Origin of the sequence: Paracoccus sp. TRP (assembly GCF_000185925.1) — a bacterium.
Taxonomy (GTDB): domain Bacteria; phylum Pseudomonadota; class Alphaproteobacteria; order Rhodobacterales; family Rhodobacteraceae; genus Paracoccus; species Paracoccus kondratievae.
In genome coordinates this window covers 143329-156556 of record NZ_AEPN01000003.1, presented here as the reverse complement: position 1 = coordinate 156556, position 13228 = coordinate 143329, and the positions used below count along the sequence as shown (strand labels likewise).

16 protein-coding genes are annotated in these 13228 nt (G+C 63.4%); 7 read left to right on the top strand and 9 right to left on the bottom strand.

All coding sequences use genetic code 11. From position 1 onward, the window contains the following. Positions 1-12 precede the first annotated feature (12 nt). The 3 genes from alaS to PARACOCCUSGL_RS0103230 all read left to right on the top strand — a co-directional run bounded on the left by alaS (position 13) and on the right by PARACOCCUSGL_RS0103230 (position 3818). Entirely contained in the window at positions 13-2670 is a 2658-nt protein-coding gene (alaS, locus tag PARACOCCUSGL_RS0103240) for an alanine--tRNA ligase (RefSeq protein ID WP_010393011.1), read from the top strand. Next, on the top strand, positions 2667-2957 hold the full coding sequence (locus tag PARACOCCUSGL_RS0103235) for a DUF1330 domain-containing protein (protein ID WP_010393009.1): 291 nt from the start codon (positions 2667-2669) through the stop codon (positions 2955-2957). The genes alaS and PARACOCCUSGL_RS0103235 overlap by 4 nt, the downstream gene beginning before the upstream one ends. 66 nt (positions 2958-3023) lie before the next feature. Next, a complete protein-coding gene (locus PARACOCCUSGL_RS0103230) occupies positions 3024-3818 on the top strand; it encodes a class II glutamine amidotransferase (RefSeq protein ID WP_010393007.1) in 795 nt (264 codons plus the stop codon). 10 nt (positions 3819-3828) lie between these two features. Here PARACOCCUSGL_RS0103230 and ureG read toward each other — a convergent pair whose 3' ends face one another. From ureG to PARACOCCUSGL_RS0103185, 9 genes are all read right to left on the bottom strand, one after another. Beyond that, positions 3829-4443, bottom strand: a complete 615-nt coding sequence (gene ureG, locus PARACOCCUSGL_RS0103225; RefSeq protein WP_010393006.1) for an urease accessory protein UreG — start codon at positions 4441-4443, stop codon at positions 3829-3831. Then, the gene (locus tag PARACOCCUSGL_RS0103220; protein WP_010393004.1) at positions 4440-5114 is read right to left on the bottom strand and encodes an urease accessory protein UreF; all 675 of its coding nucleotides are present in this window, start codon (positions 5112-5114) and stop codon (positions 4440-4442) included. Before PARACOCCUSGL_RS0103220 ends, ureG begins: the two co-directional genes overlap by 4 nt. Then, positions 5074-5529, bottom strand: coding sequence for an urease accessory protein UreE (locus PARACOCCUSGL_RS0103215; protein ID WP_010393002.1), 456 nt, complete (start codon positions 5527-5529; stop codon positions 5074-5076). Before PARACOCCUSGL_RS0103215 ends, PARACOCCUSGL_RS0103220 begins: the two co-directional genes overlap by 41 nt. Positions 5530-5548: 19 nt before the next feature. Beyond that, positions 5549-5770: a hypothetical protein gene (locus PARACOCCUSGL_RS0103210; RefSeq protein WP_010393001.1), complete on the bottom strand. Its 222-nt coding sequence runs from the start codon at positions 5768-5770 to the stop codon at positions 5549-5551. 121 nt (positions 5771-5891) lie between these two features. Next, positions 5892-7592: an urease subunit alpha gene (ureC, locus tag PARACOCCUSGL_RS0103205; protein WP_010392998.1), complete on the bottom strand. Its 1701-nt coding sequence runs from the start codon at positions 7590-7592 to the stop codon at positions 5892-5894. A gap of 10 nt (positions 7593-7602) precedes the next feature. Continuing rightward, positions 7603-7911 (bottom strand): urease subunit beta, encoded by a 309-nt coding sequence (locus PARACOCCUSGL_RS0103200; protein WP_010392995.1) that lies wholly within the window; start codon positions 7909-7911, stop codon positions 7603-7605. Further along, positions 7908-8456 carry a HupE/UreJ family protein gene (locus PARACOCCUSGL_RS0103195; protein ID WP_010392993.1) on the bottom strand — a complete coding sequence of 183 codons (549 nt, stop codon included), beginning with the start codon at positions 8454-8456 and terminating at the stop codon, positions 7908-7910. Before PARACOCCUSGL_RS0103195 ends, PARACOCCUSGL_RS0103200 begins: the two co-directional genes overlap by 4 nt. A 9-nt stretch (positions 8457-8465) precedes the next feature. Further along, positions 8466-8768 (bottom strand): urease subunit gamma, encoded by a 303-nt coding sequence (locus tag PARACOCCUSGL_RS0103190; RefSeq protein WP_010392992.1) that lies wholly within the window; start codon positions 8766-8768, stop codon positions 8466-8468. Positions 8769-8781: 13 nt separating this feature from the next. Beyond that, positions 8782-9588, bottom strand: coding sequence for an urease accessory protein UreD (locus tag PARACOCCUSGL_RS0103185; protein WP_010392989.1), 807 nt, complete (start codon positions 9586-9588; stop codon positions 8782-8784). A gap of 199 nt (positions 9589-9787) precedes the next feature. On the opposite strand from PARACOCCUSGL_RS0103185, the gene PARACOCCUSGL_RS0103180 reads away from it, so the two are divergent. The 4 genes from PARACOCCUSGL_RS0103180 to PARACOCCUSGL_RS0103165 all read left to right on the top strand — a co-directional run bounded on the left by PARACOCCUSGL_RS0103180 (position 9788) and on the right by PARACOCCUSGL_RS0103165 (position 13183). Next, complete coding sequence (locus PARACOCCUSGL_RS0103180) at positions 9788-11080, top strand: adenylosuccinate synthase (RefSeq protein WP_010392988.1); 1293 nt, start codon at positions 9788-9790, stop codon at positions 11078-11080. 4 nt (positions 11081-11084) lie between these two features. Continuing rightward, positions 11085-11297 (top strand): DUF2842 domain-containing protein, encoded by a 213-nt coding sequence (locus PARACOCCUSGL_RS0103175; protein WP_010392987.1) that lies wholly within the window; start codon positions 11085-11087, stop codon positions 11295-11297. Further along, entirely contained in the window at positions 11294-11938 is a 645-nt protein-coding gene (locus PARACOCCUSGL_RS0103170) for a thiamine diphosphokinase (protein ID WP_010392986.1), read from the top strand. Before PARACOCCUSGL_RS0103175 ends, PARACOCCUSGL_RS0103170 begins: the two co-directional genes overlap by 4 nt. A 75-nt stretch (positions 11939-12013) precedes the next feature. After that, positions 12014-13183 carry a M20 aminoacylase family protein gene (locus PARACOCCUSGL_RS0103165; RefSeq protein ID WP_010392985.1) on the top strand — a complete coding sequence of 390 codons (1170 nt, stop codon included), beginning with the start codon at positions 12014-12016 and terminating at the stop codon, positions 13181-13183. The last annotated feature ends 45 nt before the right edge of the window (positions 13184-13228 follow it).

Sequence of the window (13228 nt, the reverse complement as noted above, 5' to 3'; positions counted from 1 at the left end):
TGAAGGCCCCACATGCCCAGCTTGAATGATATCCGCTCGACCTTTCTGAACTTCTTCGAACGCAACGGTCATCGCGTTGTCGAGTCAAGCCCGCTTGTGCCGCGCAACGACCCGACGTTGATGTTTACCAACTCGGGCATGGTGCAGTTCAAGAACCTGTTCACGGGTGTCGAAACGCGGGACTATAAGCGTGCTACCACGGCACAGAAATGTGTCCGGGCGGGCGGCAAACACAATGACCTCGATAACGTAGGCTATACTGCCCGGCACCATACTTTCTTTGAGATGCTGGGGAACTTCAGCTTCGGCGACTATTTCAAGGAAGGCGCCATTCCTTTCGCTTGGGAGCTTTTGACCAAGGATTTCGGCATCCCCAAGGATCGCTTGCTGGTCACTGTCTATCATACCGACGACGAGGCCGCGAATATCTGGAAAAAGGTTGCTGGCCTGTCGGATGACCGGATTATCCGCATTCCGACCTCGGACAACTTCTGGCAGATGGGTCCGACTGGCCCCTGCGGCCCCTGCACCGAGATCTTTTATGATCACGGTGATCAGATCTGGGGTGGCCCGCCCGGCTCGGCTGACGAGGACGGTGACCGGTTTATCGAGATCTGGAACCTCGTTTTCATGCAGAACGAGCAGTTCGAGGACGGCTCGATGCGCGCGCTGGAGATGCAGTCGATCGACACCGGCATGGGGCTGGAGCGGATCGGCGCGCTGCTACAGGGGAAGCACGACAACTATGACACGGACCTGATGCGTAGTCTGATCGAGGCTAGCGCACATGCAACCTCGAACGATCCTGATGGGCCCGGTAAGGTTCATCACCGCGTCATTGCCGATCACCTGCGCTCGACCAGTTTCCTGATCGCGGATGGCGTGATGCCCTCGAACGAAGGGCGGGGCTATGTCCTGCGCCGGATCATGCGCCGCGCGATGCGCCACGCCCATATGTTGGGTACCAAGGATCCGGTGATGCACCGTCTGGTTCCTGCGCTGGTGCGCGAGATGGGCGCAGCCTATCCCGAGCTCGGTCGCGCACAATCGCTGATCGAGGAGACATTGAAGCTGGAAGAGACCCGTTTCAAACAGACGCTCGACCGCGGATTGCGGCTGCTGGATGAGGAGCTTTCGAAGCTGCCCGAGGGGAGCGAGCTGCCGGGCGAAGCTGCGTTCAAGCTTTACGACACCTATGGCTTCCCGTTGGATCTGACGCAGGACGCGCTGCGTGAAAAGGGTCGGACCGTGGATACGGCCGGTTTCGACGCTGCTATGGCCGAGCAGAAGGCTAAGGCCCGCGCTGCCTGGAGCGGTTCGGGTGAAACGAAAGATGCCGCGATCTGGTTCGACATTGCCGAAGAACATGGCGCGACCGAATTCCTGGGCTATGACACCGAAATCAGCGAGGGACAGATCCTTTCCCTTGTTCAGGAAGGGACGGCCGTTGACAGCGCCGCAGAGGGTCAGCAGGTGCAGATCGTCGTCAATCAGACGCCCTTCTACGGCGAGGCCGGTGGTCAGGTTGGCGATACCGGTCTGATCAAGACCGAGACCGGCGCGGCTCGCGTGACCGACACCAAGAAATCGGGCGGTGTTTTCATCCATATTGCCGAGGTTACACTGGGTTCGATTCAGTGTGGTCAGGGCGCGCAGCTTTCGGTTGACCATGATCGGCGCAGTGCCATTCGCGCCAATCATTCGGCCACCCACCTGCTGCATGAGGCGCTGCGTCGCGCGTTGGGTGAACATGTCGCGCAGCGTGGCAGCTTGAATGCGCCTGACCGACTGCGTTTCGACTTTAGCCACGCCAAGGCTCTGGCCCCTGAAGAGGTCATTCGTGTTGAACGCGAGGTGAACGAATACATCCGCCAGAATACGCCGGTTGAAACCAGGATTATGACCCCGGATGAGGCGCGCGAGTTGGGCGCCCAGGCGCTGTTTGGTGAAAAATATGGCGATGAAGTGCGTGTCGTTGCCATGGGTGAGCTTGAGGGCTCGGGCAAGGGCGCGAATGGCCGAACCTATTCGCTGGAGCTTTGCGGCGGCACTCATGTCGCGCGCACGGGCGATATCGGGATGTTCGTCCTGACCAGCGAGACGGCCTCGGCCGCCGGTGTGCGCCGGATCGAGGCGTTGACCGGTCAGGCCGCGATGGACGAGTTGCGCCGCGTCGATGGCGAGCTGGGCGAGATTGCCGGTATCGTTAAGGCGCAGGCCGGTGATGTGGTGAGCAAGGTCCGGGCGCTGGCTGATGAACGCAAGGCTTTGGCAAACGAGGTTGCACAGCTTAAGCGTCAACTGGCCATGGGTGGCAGTGAAGCTGAGGCGCCGAAGGAAATCAACGGTATCAAGCTGATCGCCCGTCGGGTCGAAGGTGTCTCCGGCAAGGAGCTGGGGCCGCTGGTTGATGAGCTGAAATCCCGGCTGGGCTCGGGTGCAGTGGTTGTGCTGGCCGAGGCTGAAGGCAAGGCGACCGTTGCAGCGGGTGTGACTGGTGATCTGACTGACCGGATCAGCGCCGTCGAACTCGTGCAGGCCGCGACTGCTGCACTTGGCGGCAAGGGCGGCGGTGGTCGCCCTGACCGCGCCCAAGGCGGTGCGCCCAGCCTTGCAGCGGCAGATGCCGCCATCAACGCTATCGAGACCCTGATCGGAGAAAAGGCATGACCGCGCTGTGGATCGCCCATGTGAATGTCACCGACGCTGAGGCTTATGGCCGCTATGCCCAACTTGCCGGGCCGGCAATCGCAGCGTATGGCGGGGCGTTTCTGGCGCGTGGCTCGCGCTATGTGCAGCTTGAGGGCAAAGAGCGTGCCCGCAACGTCGTGGCGCGCTTTCCCAGCCTTGAGGCGGCCGTGGCTTGTTACAATTCCCCCGAGTATCAGGCCGCGTTGGAGCACGCCAAAGGCGCGGCAGAGCGCGACCTTGTGATCGTAGAAGAGAACCCGGCCTGAGACTTTTGGATGATTTCCCGCCCCTTTCGTGCTAACGCTTGAAAAAGACGTTGAAAGGGGCAGGGAATGTGCAGGTGGGCAGCCTATCTCGGCAGTCCGATCTATCTTGAGGATGTCATCTGTCGGCCCGGTCATTCGCTGGTCCGGCAAAGTCACGGGGCGACGCGCTGTCATACCCCGGTGAATGCTGACGGTTTCGGTATCGCGTGGTATGGAGAGCGGGCCGAGCCGGGCTTGTATCGCGACATCATGCCGGCCTGGTCGGACAGTAACCTGCGCAGCCTGACTGCGACGGTGAAATCACATCTGTTTCTTGCCCATGTCCGGGCCTCGACCGGGACGGCGACCAGCCGTAACAACTGTCACCCTTTTGTCGTCGGCAGGTGGAGCTTTATGCATAACGGCCAGTTCGGCGGCTATGACAGCTATCGCCGCCATGCCGAGGTGTTGATTCCGGATGAGCTTTACCACCACCGCAAGGGCGCAACCGACAGCGAGGCGCTGTTCCTGATGGCTTTGGGCGAGGGGTTGGACGACGACCCCGCCGGGGCCATGGCGCGCGCAACCGCGAAATTCGAAGCCTTGGCGCGTGCAAGGGGCACGACGCCGCATGTGCGGCTGACTGCCGCTTTTGCCGATGGGCAGCGGCTATATGCGCTGCGCTACGCGAGCGACGAGCACGCGCCGACACTGTATCATCGCTGGTCAGGCACCCGTGGTGGCCGAGCAGTGGTTTCAGAACCGTTGGAAAGCGACGAAACCGATTGGCTTGAGGTCCCCGCGCAAAGCTTTTGTACCTTTGAGGGGGCCGAGGTCGAGATTACGCCCTTTCGTCCCGGACCGCTGCGCGCCGCTGCCTGAGCGAGACTGATCAGCTGAACGCAAGCCCGCCCTCATGGGCGAGAAAGCGGGCGATTTCCTGTACGCCCCGGCCATGGCGCAGCTCGGCCATGACAAAGGGACGCTCGCCCCGGGCTTTGCGCGCATCGCTTTCCAGCAGCGCCAGATCGACGCCGACATGCGGGGCAAGGTCGGTCTTGTTCACCACCAGCAGATCTGAACGCGCGAGCCCCGGGCCCCGCTTGCGCGGGATGTCCTGTCCGGCGGCAGTATCGATGACATAGATGGTCAGATCGGCAAGTTCGGGCGAAAAGGTCGCGGCCAGGTTATCGCCCCCCGACTCGATCAAGATCAGCTCCAGATCCGGGAAGGCGGCGCGCAAGTCGGCGACAGCGGCTAGGTTGATGCTCGCATCCTCGCGGATCGCGGTATGCGGGCAGCCTCCGGTTTCGACCCCGCGGATACGCTCGGCCGGCAGAACCTGGGCGCGCATCAATGCCTCGGCATCCTCGTGGGTGTAGATGTCATTGGTGATGACCGCCATCGACAGGCGCGGCGCGAGGGCGCGGGCCAGCTGCTCGGTCAGGGTGGTTTTGCCAGCACCGACGGGACCGCCGATGCCGACGCGCAAAGGGCCGTTGGTCATGTGCGAAAAATCCTCACATCAAGGGTTTCATGGCGCATCGCCGCCAGATCGGCGCTAAAGCAGCAGCCTTCCAGCCGGTCGCGTCCGGCGGTCGCGGCTTGGCGCGCCAGAGTGTCGATAAGCGGATGCAGACGGGCCAGCGCCACCTGTGCCTGAACCTGACCCAGTGGCAGAAAGCGCGTCGCGCCAGCGATCAGGTTGGCAGCAAAGGCGTGCAGGTAATGGGCGATGATTTCTGCTGCGGGCAGGGCAAGGTGTCGGGCTGCCTCGCCGACTGCGACGGGCAGCGGCCGTTCAGGCTGTGACCGGCCTGTCAGTGCTGCGACAGTGGTGGCAAAGGCACGACCCTGATCCATTGTCTCGGCCAGCCGTTCGGCAGAGCTGGCCAGCGCGCGGGCCAGATCGGTAAGCTGATCCGCGTCCTCACCGCGCAGGACCAGCGCCAAAAGGACCGCGTCGATCCATCCCCCACCGTGGCGCAGTACATCCGCAACCCACGAGGCCACCCCGTCAGCGTTGCGCAGCCCCTCGGCCATCGCCTGCTCCAACCCATGTGAATAGGCAAAGCCGCCGGTCGGAAAAGCCGGGGACAGCCATTGGATCAGCGACAGGCGGTCTGGCATGGTCATATCAATGCGCGTGGTCGTGGCCCATGGTGCGACCGTGACCATAGGCGCCACCTTCGGGGGCAAAGGCAGTCATCGTTGGTGTCACCCGTGCGCCAAGACCGCGCAGCATGGCTTCAAGCACATGATCGGCCCGGATCAGCAGGTGATCGGCGTTGATCTGGCAGGGGGTGTGGCGGTTGCCGATATGCCAGGCGAGACGGGGCAACGGTCCCTCCACACGCAGACAGGGCTCCAGCGCGGCGGCGACGCCGATAAGCCGCCCGTCCTCAAGCTGCAGCGCGTCACCGGGGTCAAGGCTGACTGTTTCGGGCAGATCGGCAAGAAAGGACAGCCCGCTGCGCGAAGTCATGCGCTTGCGGCGTAGAAAGCGGCCCTCATAATCAAGGGCCACAGTATCGTCGGCACAGCCAGCGTTGCGGACCACCGCGACGGCGCGCAGGGTTTGGGGCGCGATCATTGCTGCGCCCCCCGGTTTGTCAGAACCAGATGCGGTCGCTGAAAACGTGATGAACGATCCGGTCGCGGGTCAGACCCATGCGGGCCAGTTCTGCGTCGGATTTCGCCTCCAGCGCCTCGATCTCGGCGCGGCGCGAATGTTTCTCGATATATGCTTCGGTCCCGCGCGAAAGCCATTTCAGGAATGCATCGAGCTTGGCCGGAAGGCGGGGCGAAGAAAGGTTGGTTGTGGTTGTCGTCATGGGAAACCCTTTCGTTATTGGCGAATGGCTTCCTCCCCTGACTGCGAACATAGCTGATTTTTGCGTTCATGGCCATGGCGTCTTTTGCAATGCTGCATTGCAGCGGCGACGTAAAGGGTTCTCAGAAAAGGAAATATCTCTGCGCCAGTGGCAGCTCTGTGACAGGCTGGCAGACCAGCAATTCGCCATTGGCGCGCACCTCATAGGTTTCGGGATCGACCTCGATTTCAGGGGTCGCGTCGTTCAGCCGCATGTCGGCCTTGCCGATGCCGCGCGTGTGGCGGATGGCGACGACGGATTTTTGCATGTCTTTGGCGCAACCGGCATCAAGCCCGGCCTGACTGACGAAGGTGACGCCCGAGGCATGGCGTGCCCGGCCCATCGCCCCCCACATGGGTCGCATATACATGGGTTGCACAGGGATCGAGCCGTTCGGGTCGCCCATCTGCGCCCATGCGATCATGCCTCCGATCAGCACCATCTCGGGTTTGGCGCCAAACATGGCGGGATCCCAAAGCACCAGATCGGCGCGCTTGCCTGACTCGATACTGCCAATTTCATGTGCGATGCCATGGGCGATGGCGGGATTGATGGTGTATTTGGCCACATAGCGCCGGGCGCGAAGGTTGTCGTTCTGGCTGGTTTCCTCGTCAAGACGGCCGCGTTGCAGCTTCATCTTATGCGCGGTCTGCCAGGTCCGGCTGACGACCTCGCCCACCCGGCCCATGGCCTGGCTATCGGACGAGATCACCGAGAAGGCGCCCATATCGTGCAGGATATCCTCGGCCGCGATGGTTTCGCGGCGGATGCGGCTTTCGGCAAAGGCCACATCCTCGGGCACGCGCTTGTCGAGGTGATGGCAGACCATCAGCATGTCGAGATGCTCTTCGACCGTATTGGCGGTAAAGGGCCGGGTCGGGTTGGTCGAGCTGGGAATGACATTCGGCGCGCCGACCAGCCGGATGATATCTGGCGCATGGCCGCCCCCCGCGCCCTCGGTATGGAACGCGTGGATGGTGCGGCCTTTGATCGCCGCCAGCGTATGTTCGACAAAGCCTGATTCGTTCAGCGTATCGGTATGGATCGTGACCTGCACATCCATGGCATCGGCGACGGTCAGGCAGCAGTCGATGGCGGCGGGGGTGGTGCCCCAATCTTCGTGCAGTTTCAGCGTCGCCGCACCGGCGCGGACCATTTCCTCAAGCGCCTCTGGGCGTGAGGCGTTCCCCTTGCCCGAGATCAGCATGTTTACCGGCACCGAATCCATCGCCATCAGCATGTGCCGGATATGCCAAGGACCCGGGGTGCAGGTGGTGGCAAGGGTGCCGTGTGCGGGCCCCGTTCCCCCGCCCAGCATGGTGGTGATGCCCGAGGCGATCGCGTCCTCGACCTGCTGGGGACAGATCAGGTGGACGTGGGCGTCCATGCCGCCAGCAGTGACGATGCGCCCTTCGGCCGCGATGATCTCGGTGCCCGGTCCGATCACAAGGGTCACCCCGGGCTGGGTGTCGGGGTTGCCGGCCTTGCCGATGCCGTGAATGCGACCGTCGCGCAGCCCGATATCGGCCTTGTAGATGCCCGAATGGTCAAGAATCAGCGCATTTGTGATGACGGTGTCCATGGCGCCATCGGCGCGGCTGGCCTGACTTTGCCCCATGCCGTCGCGGATCACCTTGCCGCCGCCGAATTTGACCTCTTCGCCATAGATGGTCAGGTCGCGCTCGACCTCGATGATGATATCGGTGTCGCCCAGACGCAGACGGTCGCCGGTAGTCGGGCCGTACATCTGCGCATAATCGCGGCGGGAAATGGTAAGCGCCATGATATCCTCTCTAATCCAGCGGGCCCATGACCGCGCTGTTGAAGCCATGGACCTCGCGCCGGCCGGCAAGCGGGATCAGCCGCACCTCGCGGCGCTGGCCGGGTTCGAACCTGACAGCAGTCCCCGAAGCGATATCCAGACGCATGCCCCGTGCCGCCGTGCGATCAAAGTCGAGGCCGGGATTGGTTTCGGCGAAATGGAAGTGACTGCCGACCTGTACCGGGCGGTCGCCGGTATTGGCGACCATCAGCGTGATCGCCTGACGGTCGGCGTTCAGCGTGATCTCGCCCCCGGCCGGAAAGATCTCGCCCGGGATCATGGCATCACCGCCAGCGCGACGCCCGCCGCCGTCGTGGCCGCGCCAAGAAACCGGCTTGCCCCCAGCCGGCCAAGGCCGATGCCGGCCAGATGCAGCGCCGTTGTTGCCAGCACAAAGCCTGCTGCATAGGCGACAAGACCCGACGCCGGTCCCTCGGCACCATGGGCATGCCCGTGCATCAACCCGAACAGTGCCACCGCTGGCAGGGCAAAGGTCAGCGACGGGCGCAGGGCCAGCGCCACGGCCAGCCCCAGGATGATTGACGAGGCCAGGATCATCGGCTCGACCGCGGGCAGGGCGATCCCCGCCGCCCCCAGCGCGCCGCCCGCGACCATCGCCCCGACAAAGGCAAGAGGCAGCGCCCAGATACCGCGCGGATCGCGTGCGGTTGCAGCCCAAAGCCCAACCGCCACCATAGCCAGCACGTGATCGGTTCCGCCCAGGGGATGCGCCCAGCCAGCCGCAAAGGGCGAGACATGGCCGGCATGACCGGGATGGGCCAGCGCCGCGGTCGGCATCAGCAGCAGGGGAAGAACACGTTTCATGGCAGCCTCTCAGCGGATGGGGTTATGGACGGTGACAAGCTTGGTGCCGTCCGGGAATGTGGCCTCGACCTGCACGGCGTGGATCATCTCGGCGATGCCCTCCATGCATTGATCGCGGGTGATGACATGGGCTCCGGCGTCCATCAGATCGGCGACCGAACGGCCGTCGCGCGCGCCCTCGACCACGAAATCCGAGATCAGCGCGATTGCCTCGGGGTGGTTCAGTTTGACGCCGCGGGTCAACCTGGCGCGCGCCACCATGGCGGCGACCGAGATCAGCAGCTTTTCCTTTTCGCGGGGGCTCAGGTTCATCCTGGGGGTTCCTTCAGCTTTGCCAGACGCGGGGCAGGGGGCCGGGCCGGATCGCCCGGATCAGACGCATCAGCGCCTGACGCAGCTCCCACCCGTCGGGGGCCATCAGCCGTGCTACAAGTTTGCCGTCAAAGGCGCTGGCGGCGCCCTCTGGACCCATTGCCAGGCGCGCGCGTTCCAGCCGGTCAGCGGCATCGGGGGCGACCAGAACCAGCGTGGCAAAGGCGCGGCAGCCCCCCAGCATCGCCTGGCCGGTTGCGGCCAGTGCCCGGTCGGTCAGGCGCAGGTTCTCGACAAAGACCGGACGTCCGTCACGGCTGATGCGGCGGCGGTCGCTAAGATCCAGACGGGTCACGGTTTCGCCCATGGCGGCGCGGCCAAGGATCAGCACCTCGGCCCAAAGGCAGGTTGCCGAGCCGGTCAACGTCACCTCTTGTGCACGGACAAGCGCGGCACCATCGAAAAGGATCGTCTCTTGCGGCAACAGGTCCAGATGAGCCCCATCAGCAACCGTATAGTGCGCGCTGACCCGCGCCCGACCGGTGACCGAGCGATAGGCGCGCTCTGCCGTCTGAGTCGTTACGACCAGATGTGTGCCGGGCCCCTGAGTGACGGAGATCTCGATCCGGTCGCCGCCGGTCAGCCCCCCCGAGGTGTTCAGCAGCACCAGCTCGCAACCTGCTGCCGGGGGCAACATGGCCCGGGCGCTGCCTGACTGATGCAGCCGCGCAAGCCGGGTCGCGCCGCCGCCAAGGGCGAAGTCTGCGCGAATCTGGCCTTGTGCGCGGGGCAACTGGCAGGAGATCGTCTGATGCAACATCGGGGCCTCTTTGCCTGAAGCATCGGCAAAGGCGGGTGATGAGTGCAAGAAAACGGACCAGTTTTGCCAGCATGATCCCGTTTCTGCGCGAAATGCGGGCAATCTGGCGAATTTGCAGGCAAGGCGGAATGCGCTTTCCCCGCGTGGCTTCGGCCATTATACGGTTTGCGGCATTCAATGACCGCAAGGGGATAGCACAATGGCCAATGTGGTGGTCGTCGGCGCGCAGTGGGGCGACGAAGGCAAGGGCAAGATCGTTGACTGGCTGTCGGAGCGCGCCGATGTGATCGCGCGCTTTCAGGGCGGCCACAATGCCGGCCACACGCTGGTCATTGGCAATCAGGTTTTCAAACTGTCGCTGCTGCCTTCGGGCATCGTGCGCAAGGGCAAGACGGCAGTGATCGGTAACGGCGTGGTGCTGGATCCCTGGTCCCTGTTCGCCGAGATCGACAAGCTTGCCGGTCAAGGCGTCGAGATCAGCCCCGAGAACCTGATGATCGCCGAGAACACTCCGCTGATCCTGCCGCTGCATCAGGACCTTGACAAGCTGCGCGAAGAGGCCGCTGGTGCCTCGAAGATCGGCACTACCGGTCGCGGCATCGGCCCGGCCTATGAGGACAAGGTTGGCCGTCGCAGCATCCGTGTCGCCGATCTGGGCGATGAGGAGACGCTGGATTCCCGCCTTGACCGCCTGCTGGCCCATCATGACGCATTGCGTCAGGGCCTGGGCGCGGCCCCCATCGACCGGGCCGAGCTGCGCGCCAGGCTGCTTGAAATCGCGCCAAAGCTTTTGCAATACGCGCAGCCGGTCTGGAAGGTGATGAACGATGCCCGCAAATCGGGCAAACGCATCCTGTTCGAGGGTGCTCAGGGCAGCCTTCTCGACATCGACTTCGGCACCTATCCCTATGTCACCAGTTCGACCACCATGTCGGGCATGGCGGCCAGCGGCACCGGGCTTGGCCCCTCGGCGATCGGCTTTGTGCTGGGGATCGTCAAGGCCTATACGACGCGCGTCGGCGAAGGTCCCTTTCCGACCGAGCTGGAGGATGCCGACGGTCAGCGTCTGGGCGAGAGAGGCCATGAATTCGGCACCGTCACCGGCCGCAAACGCCGCTGCGGCTGGTTTGATGCGGTTCTGGTGCGCCAGACCTGCGCCATCTCGGGCGTGAACGGCATTGCGCTGACCAAGCTGGACGTGCTGGACGGTTTCGAAACGCTGAAGATCTGCACCGGCTATGACGTCGATGGCCAGCATTACGACCATCTGCCCACCGCTGCCGCCCTGCAGGCCCGCGCCAAGCCGATATACGAAGAGATGGAGGGCTGGGAGGAATCGACCCAAGGTGCGCGCAGCTGGGCTGATCTGCCCGCGAATGCGATCAAATACGTTCGCCGCATCGAAGAGCTGATCCAGTGCCCGGTAGCGCTGCTTTCGACCTCGCCCGAGCGGGACGATACCATCCTTGTGACCGATCCCTTCGCCGATTGAAAAGATGGATCTGAGGACGCGCAAACTCTGGTCTCTGGTCATCCTGCTGGTCGGGCTGCCGCTGTATATCGTCGTGGCGGTGACGCTGGTGAACTGGATGGACCGGACCTGGGGGCGCCAGCCGATCCTGATCGAGCTGGCGGTCTATGTGGGTCTGGGGATCCTCTGGGCCTTGCCCTTTCGCAAGGTCTTTACCGGCATCGGCAAGGACGAATGAACAGGCTGTCGAGCGCCTGTCCGGTCACGCTGATCGGCGGCGCGCCGGTCAGCCGTGCTGATCTGGATCAGGCACTGGCGGTTGCCCCGGTGGTCGCTGCCGCTGACAGCGGTGCTGATACCGCACTGAGCCATGGGCTGATCCCGGCGGCGGTCTGGGGTGATTTCGACAGCATTTCGGCCCGTGCCCGTGCCGAAATCCCTGCCGAGAACCAGCATCCCGTCGCCGAGCAAGACAGCACCGATTTCGAAAAATGCCTGCAGCGCCTGGATGCGCCCTTTGTGGTCGCGGTCGGGTTTTCAGGTGCGCGTCAGGATCATTTCCTTGCGGCGCTGAGCGTGATCGCCCGCGGTATCGGCCCGCCGTGCCTGCTGATCGCGGGCGAGGATGTGATTGTGCGCCTGCCCTCACGACTGAGGCTGGATCTGCCGCCCGCGACGCGGGTGTCGCTTTTCCCGATGGGCCCGGCGCGGGGAACTTCACGCGGGCTCAGGTGGCCGATCGGGGGGGTGGAGTTCGCGCCCGGCACCCGGGTCGGGACCTCGAACCAGGCTGACGGAGCTGTCGAGCTTACCTGCGAGGGGCAGATGTTACTTATTCTGCCGCGCGAGTGCCTGCAAATACTTACGACCGCGCTTTAACAGGCTGCTGGCGCCGGACCAAGCCTTGCACACCCTTGGCAAAAGCGCCAACCTCGCAGGTGAAGGAGAGATATCATGCCAGTCAAGAACCGCTTTGCAGAACTCTTGCCGGAAATCACCGCGTGGCGCCGCGATTTCCATGAGAACCCCGAGTTGGATTACGCTGTGCATCGCACCGCGGGCCGGGTCGCGGAACTGCTGCGCAGCTTTGGTCTGGACGAGGTGGTCGAAGGGATCGGCCGTACCGGCGTCGTCGGCGTCATCAAGGGGCGCAGCAACACGAGCGGTCGTGTGATCGGCCTGCGCGCGGATATGGATGCGCTGCCGATTCATGAAAAAACCGGGGCGGAATATGCCTCAAAAACGCCTGGTGTCATGCATGCCTGCGGGCATGACGGCCATACCGCCATGCTGCTGGGTGCCGCGAAATACCTGGCCGAGACGCGCAATTTCGACGGTACCGCCGTGGTTATCTTCCAGCCCGCCGAAGAGGGCGGTGCTGGCGGTCTTGCCATGGTTCAGGATGGTCTGGTTGATCGCTGGGGCATTCAGGAATTTTATGGCATGCACAATATGCCCGGCTATCCGGTCGGCGCTTTTGCCATTCGTGAAGGTGCGATGATGGCTGCCGCCGATCAGTTCGAGATCACGGTTACCGGCAAGGGTGGCCACGCAGCCAAGCCGCATGAGGCGATTGATACGACTCTGGTCGCGGCGCACATCATCGTGGCGTTGCAATCCATCGTGTCGCGCAATGTCGATCCGCTGAAAAGTGGCGTGGTCTCGGTTTGTGTCGTCCAGACCGACTCGACGGCGCATAACGTTATCCCGCAGGTGGTCATGCTGAAAGGCACGGCCCGTACCCTTGATCCCGAGGTGCGCGACCAGATCGAGGAGCGGGTGCGGGAGGTTGCTGCCCACACCGCCGCCGCCTTTGGCGCACGTGCCGAGGTGGAGTATGAGCGCGGCTATCCGATTACCATGAACCACCCCGAGGCTACAGGCCATGCAGCCGAAGTTGCGCGGCAGATCGCGGGCGATGTGAATATGGACATGCTGCCGCTGATGGCAGGCGAAGATTTCAGCTATATGCTGAACGAACGCCCGGGGGCCTATATCTTTCTGGGCAATGGGGACACTGCCATGGTCCATCACCCCGCCTATGATTTTGACGACAATGCCATCCCGGCCGGGTCAAGCTGGTATGCCGGCATGGCCGAGGCGCGGATGCCGATCCAAGGGTAACTGTCGTGCCGGGGGCCGTCTGCCCCCGGACCCCCGAGGATATTT

Excerpts from the sequence above, each read along its gene's own strand:
- PARACOCCUSGL_RS0103180 (WP_010392988.1), top strand. The coding sequence starts at position 9,788 with ATGGCCAATGTGGTGGTCGTCGGCGCGCAGTGGGGCGACGAAGGCAAG.
- PARACOCCUSGL_RS0103170 (WP_010392986.1), top strand. The coding sequence starts at position 11,294 with ATGAACAGGCTGTCGAGCGCCTGTCCGGTCACGCTGATCGGCGGCGCG.
- ureC (WP_010392998.1), bottom strand. The coding sequence starts at position 7,592 with ATGGCGCTTACCATTTCCCGCCGCGATTATGCGCAGATGTACGGCCCG.
- PARACOCCUSGL_RS0103165 (WP_010392985.1), top strand. The coding sequence starts at position 12,014 with ATGCCAGTCAAGAACCGCTTTGCAGAACTCTTGCCGGAAATCACCGCG.
- PARACOCCUSGL_RS0103190 (WP_010392992.1), bottom strand. The coding sequence starts at position 8,768 with ATGAACCTGAGCCCCCGCGAAAAGGAAAAGCTGCTGATCTCGGTCGCC.
- PARACOCCUSGL_RS0103200 (WP_010392995.1), bottom strand. The coding sequence starts at position 7,911 with ATGATCCCGGGCGAGATCTTTCCGGCCGGGGGCGAGATCACGCTGAAC.
- PARACOCCUSGL_RS0103195 (WP_010392993.1), bottom strand. The coding sequence starts at position 8,456 with ATGAAACGTGTTCTTCCCCTGCTGCTGATGCCGACCGCGGCGCTGGCC.
- PARACOCCUSGL_RS0103175 (WP_010392987.1), top strand. The coding sequence starts at position 11,085 with ATGGATCTGAGGACGCGCAAACTCTGGTCTCTGGTCATCCTGCTGGTC.
- alaS (WP_010393011.1), top strand. The coding sequence starts at position 13 with ATGCCCAGCTTGAATGATATCCGCTCGACCTTTCTGAACTTCTTCGAA.
- PARACOCCUSGL_RS0103235 (WP_010393009.1), top strand. The coding sequence starts at position 2,667 with ATGACCGCGCTGTGGATCGCCCATGTGAATGTCACCGACGCTGAGGCT.
- PARACOCCUSGL_RS0103220 (WP_010393004.1), bottom strand. The coding sequence starts at position 5,114 with ATGGTCACGGTCGCACCATGGGCCACGACCACGCGCATTGATATGACC.
- PARACOCCUSGL_RS0103230 (WP_010393007.1), top strand. The coding sequence starts at position 3,024 with ATGTGCAGGTGGGCAGCCTATCTCGGCAGTCCGATCTATCTTGAGGAT.
- PARACOCCUSGL_RS0103215 (WP_010393002.1), bottom strand. The coding sequence starts at position 5,529 with ATGATCGCGCCCCAAACCCTGCGCGCCGTCGCGGTGGTCCGCAACGCT.
- PARACOCCUSGL_RS0103210 (WP_010393001.1), bottom strand. The coding sequence starts at position 5,770 with ATGACGACAACCACAACCAACCTTTCTTCGCCCCGCCTTCCGGCCAAG.
- ureG (WP_010393006.1), bottom strand. The coding sequence starts at position 4,443 with ATGACCAACGGCCCTTTGCGCGTCGGCATCGGCGGTCCCGTCGGTGCT.
- PARACOCCUSGL_RS0103185 (WP_010392989.1), bottom strand. The coding sequence starts at position 9,588 with ATGTTGCATCAGACGATCTCCTGCCAGTTGCCCCGCGCACAAGGCCAG.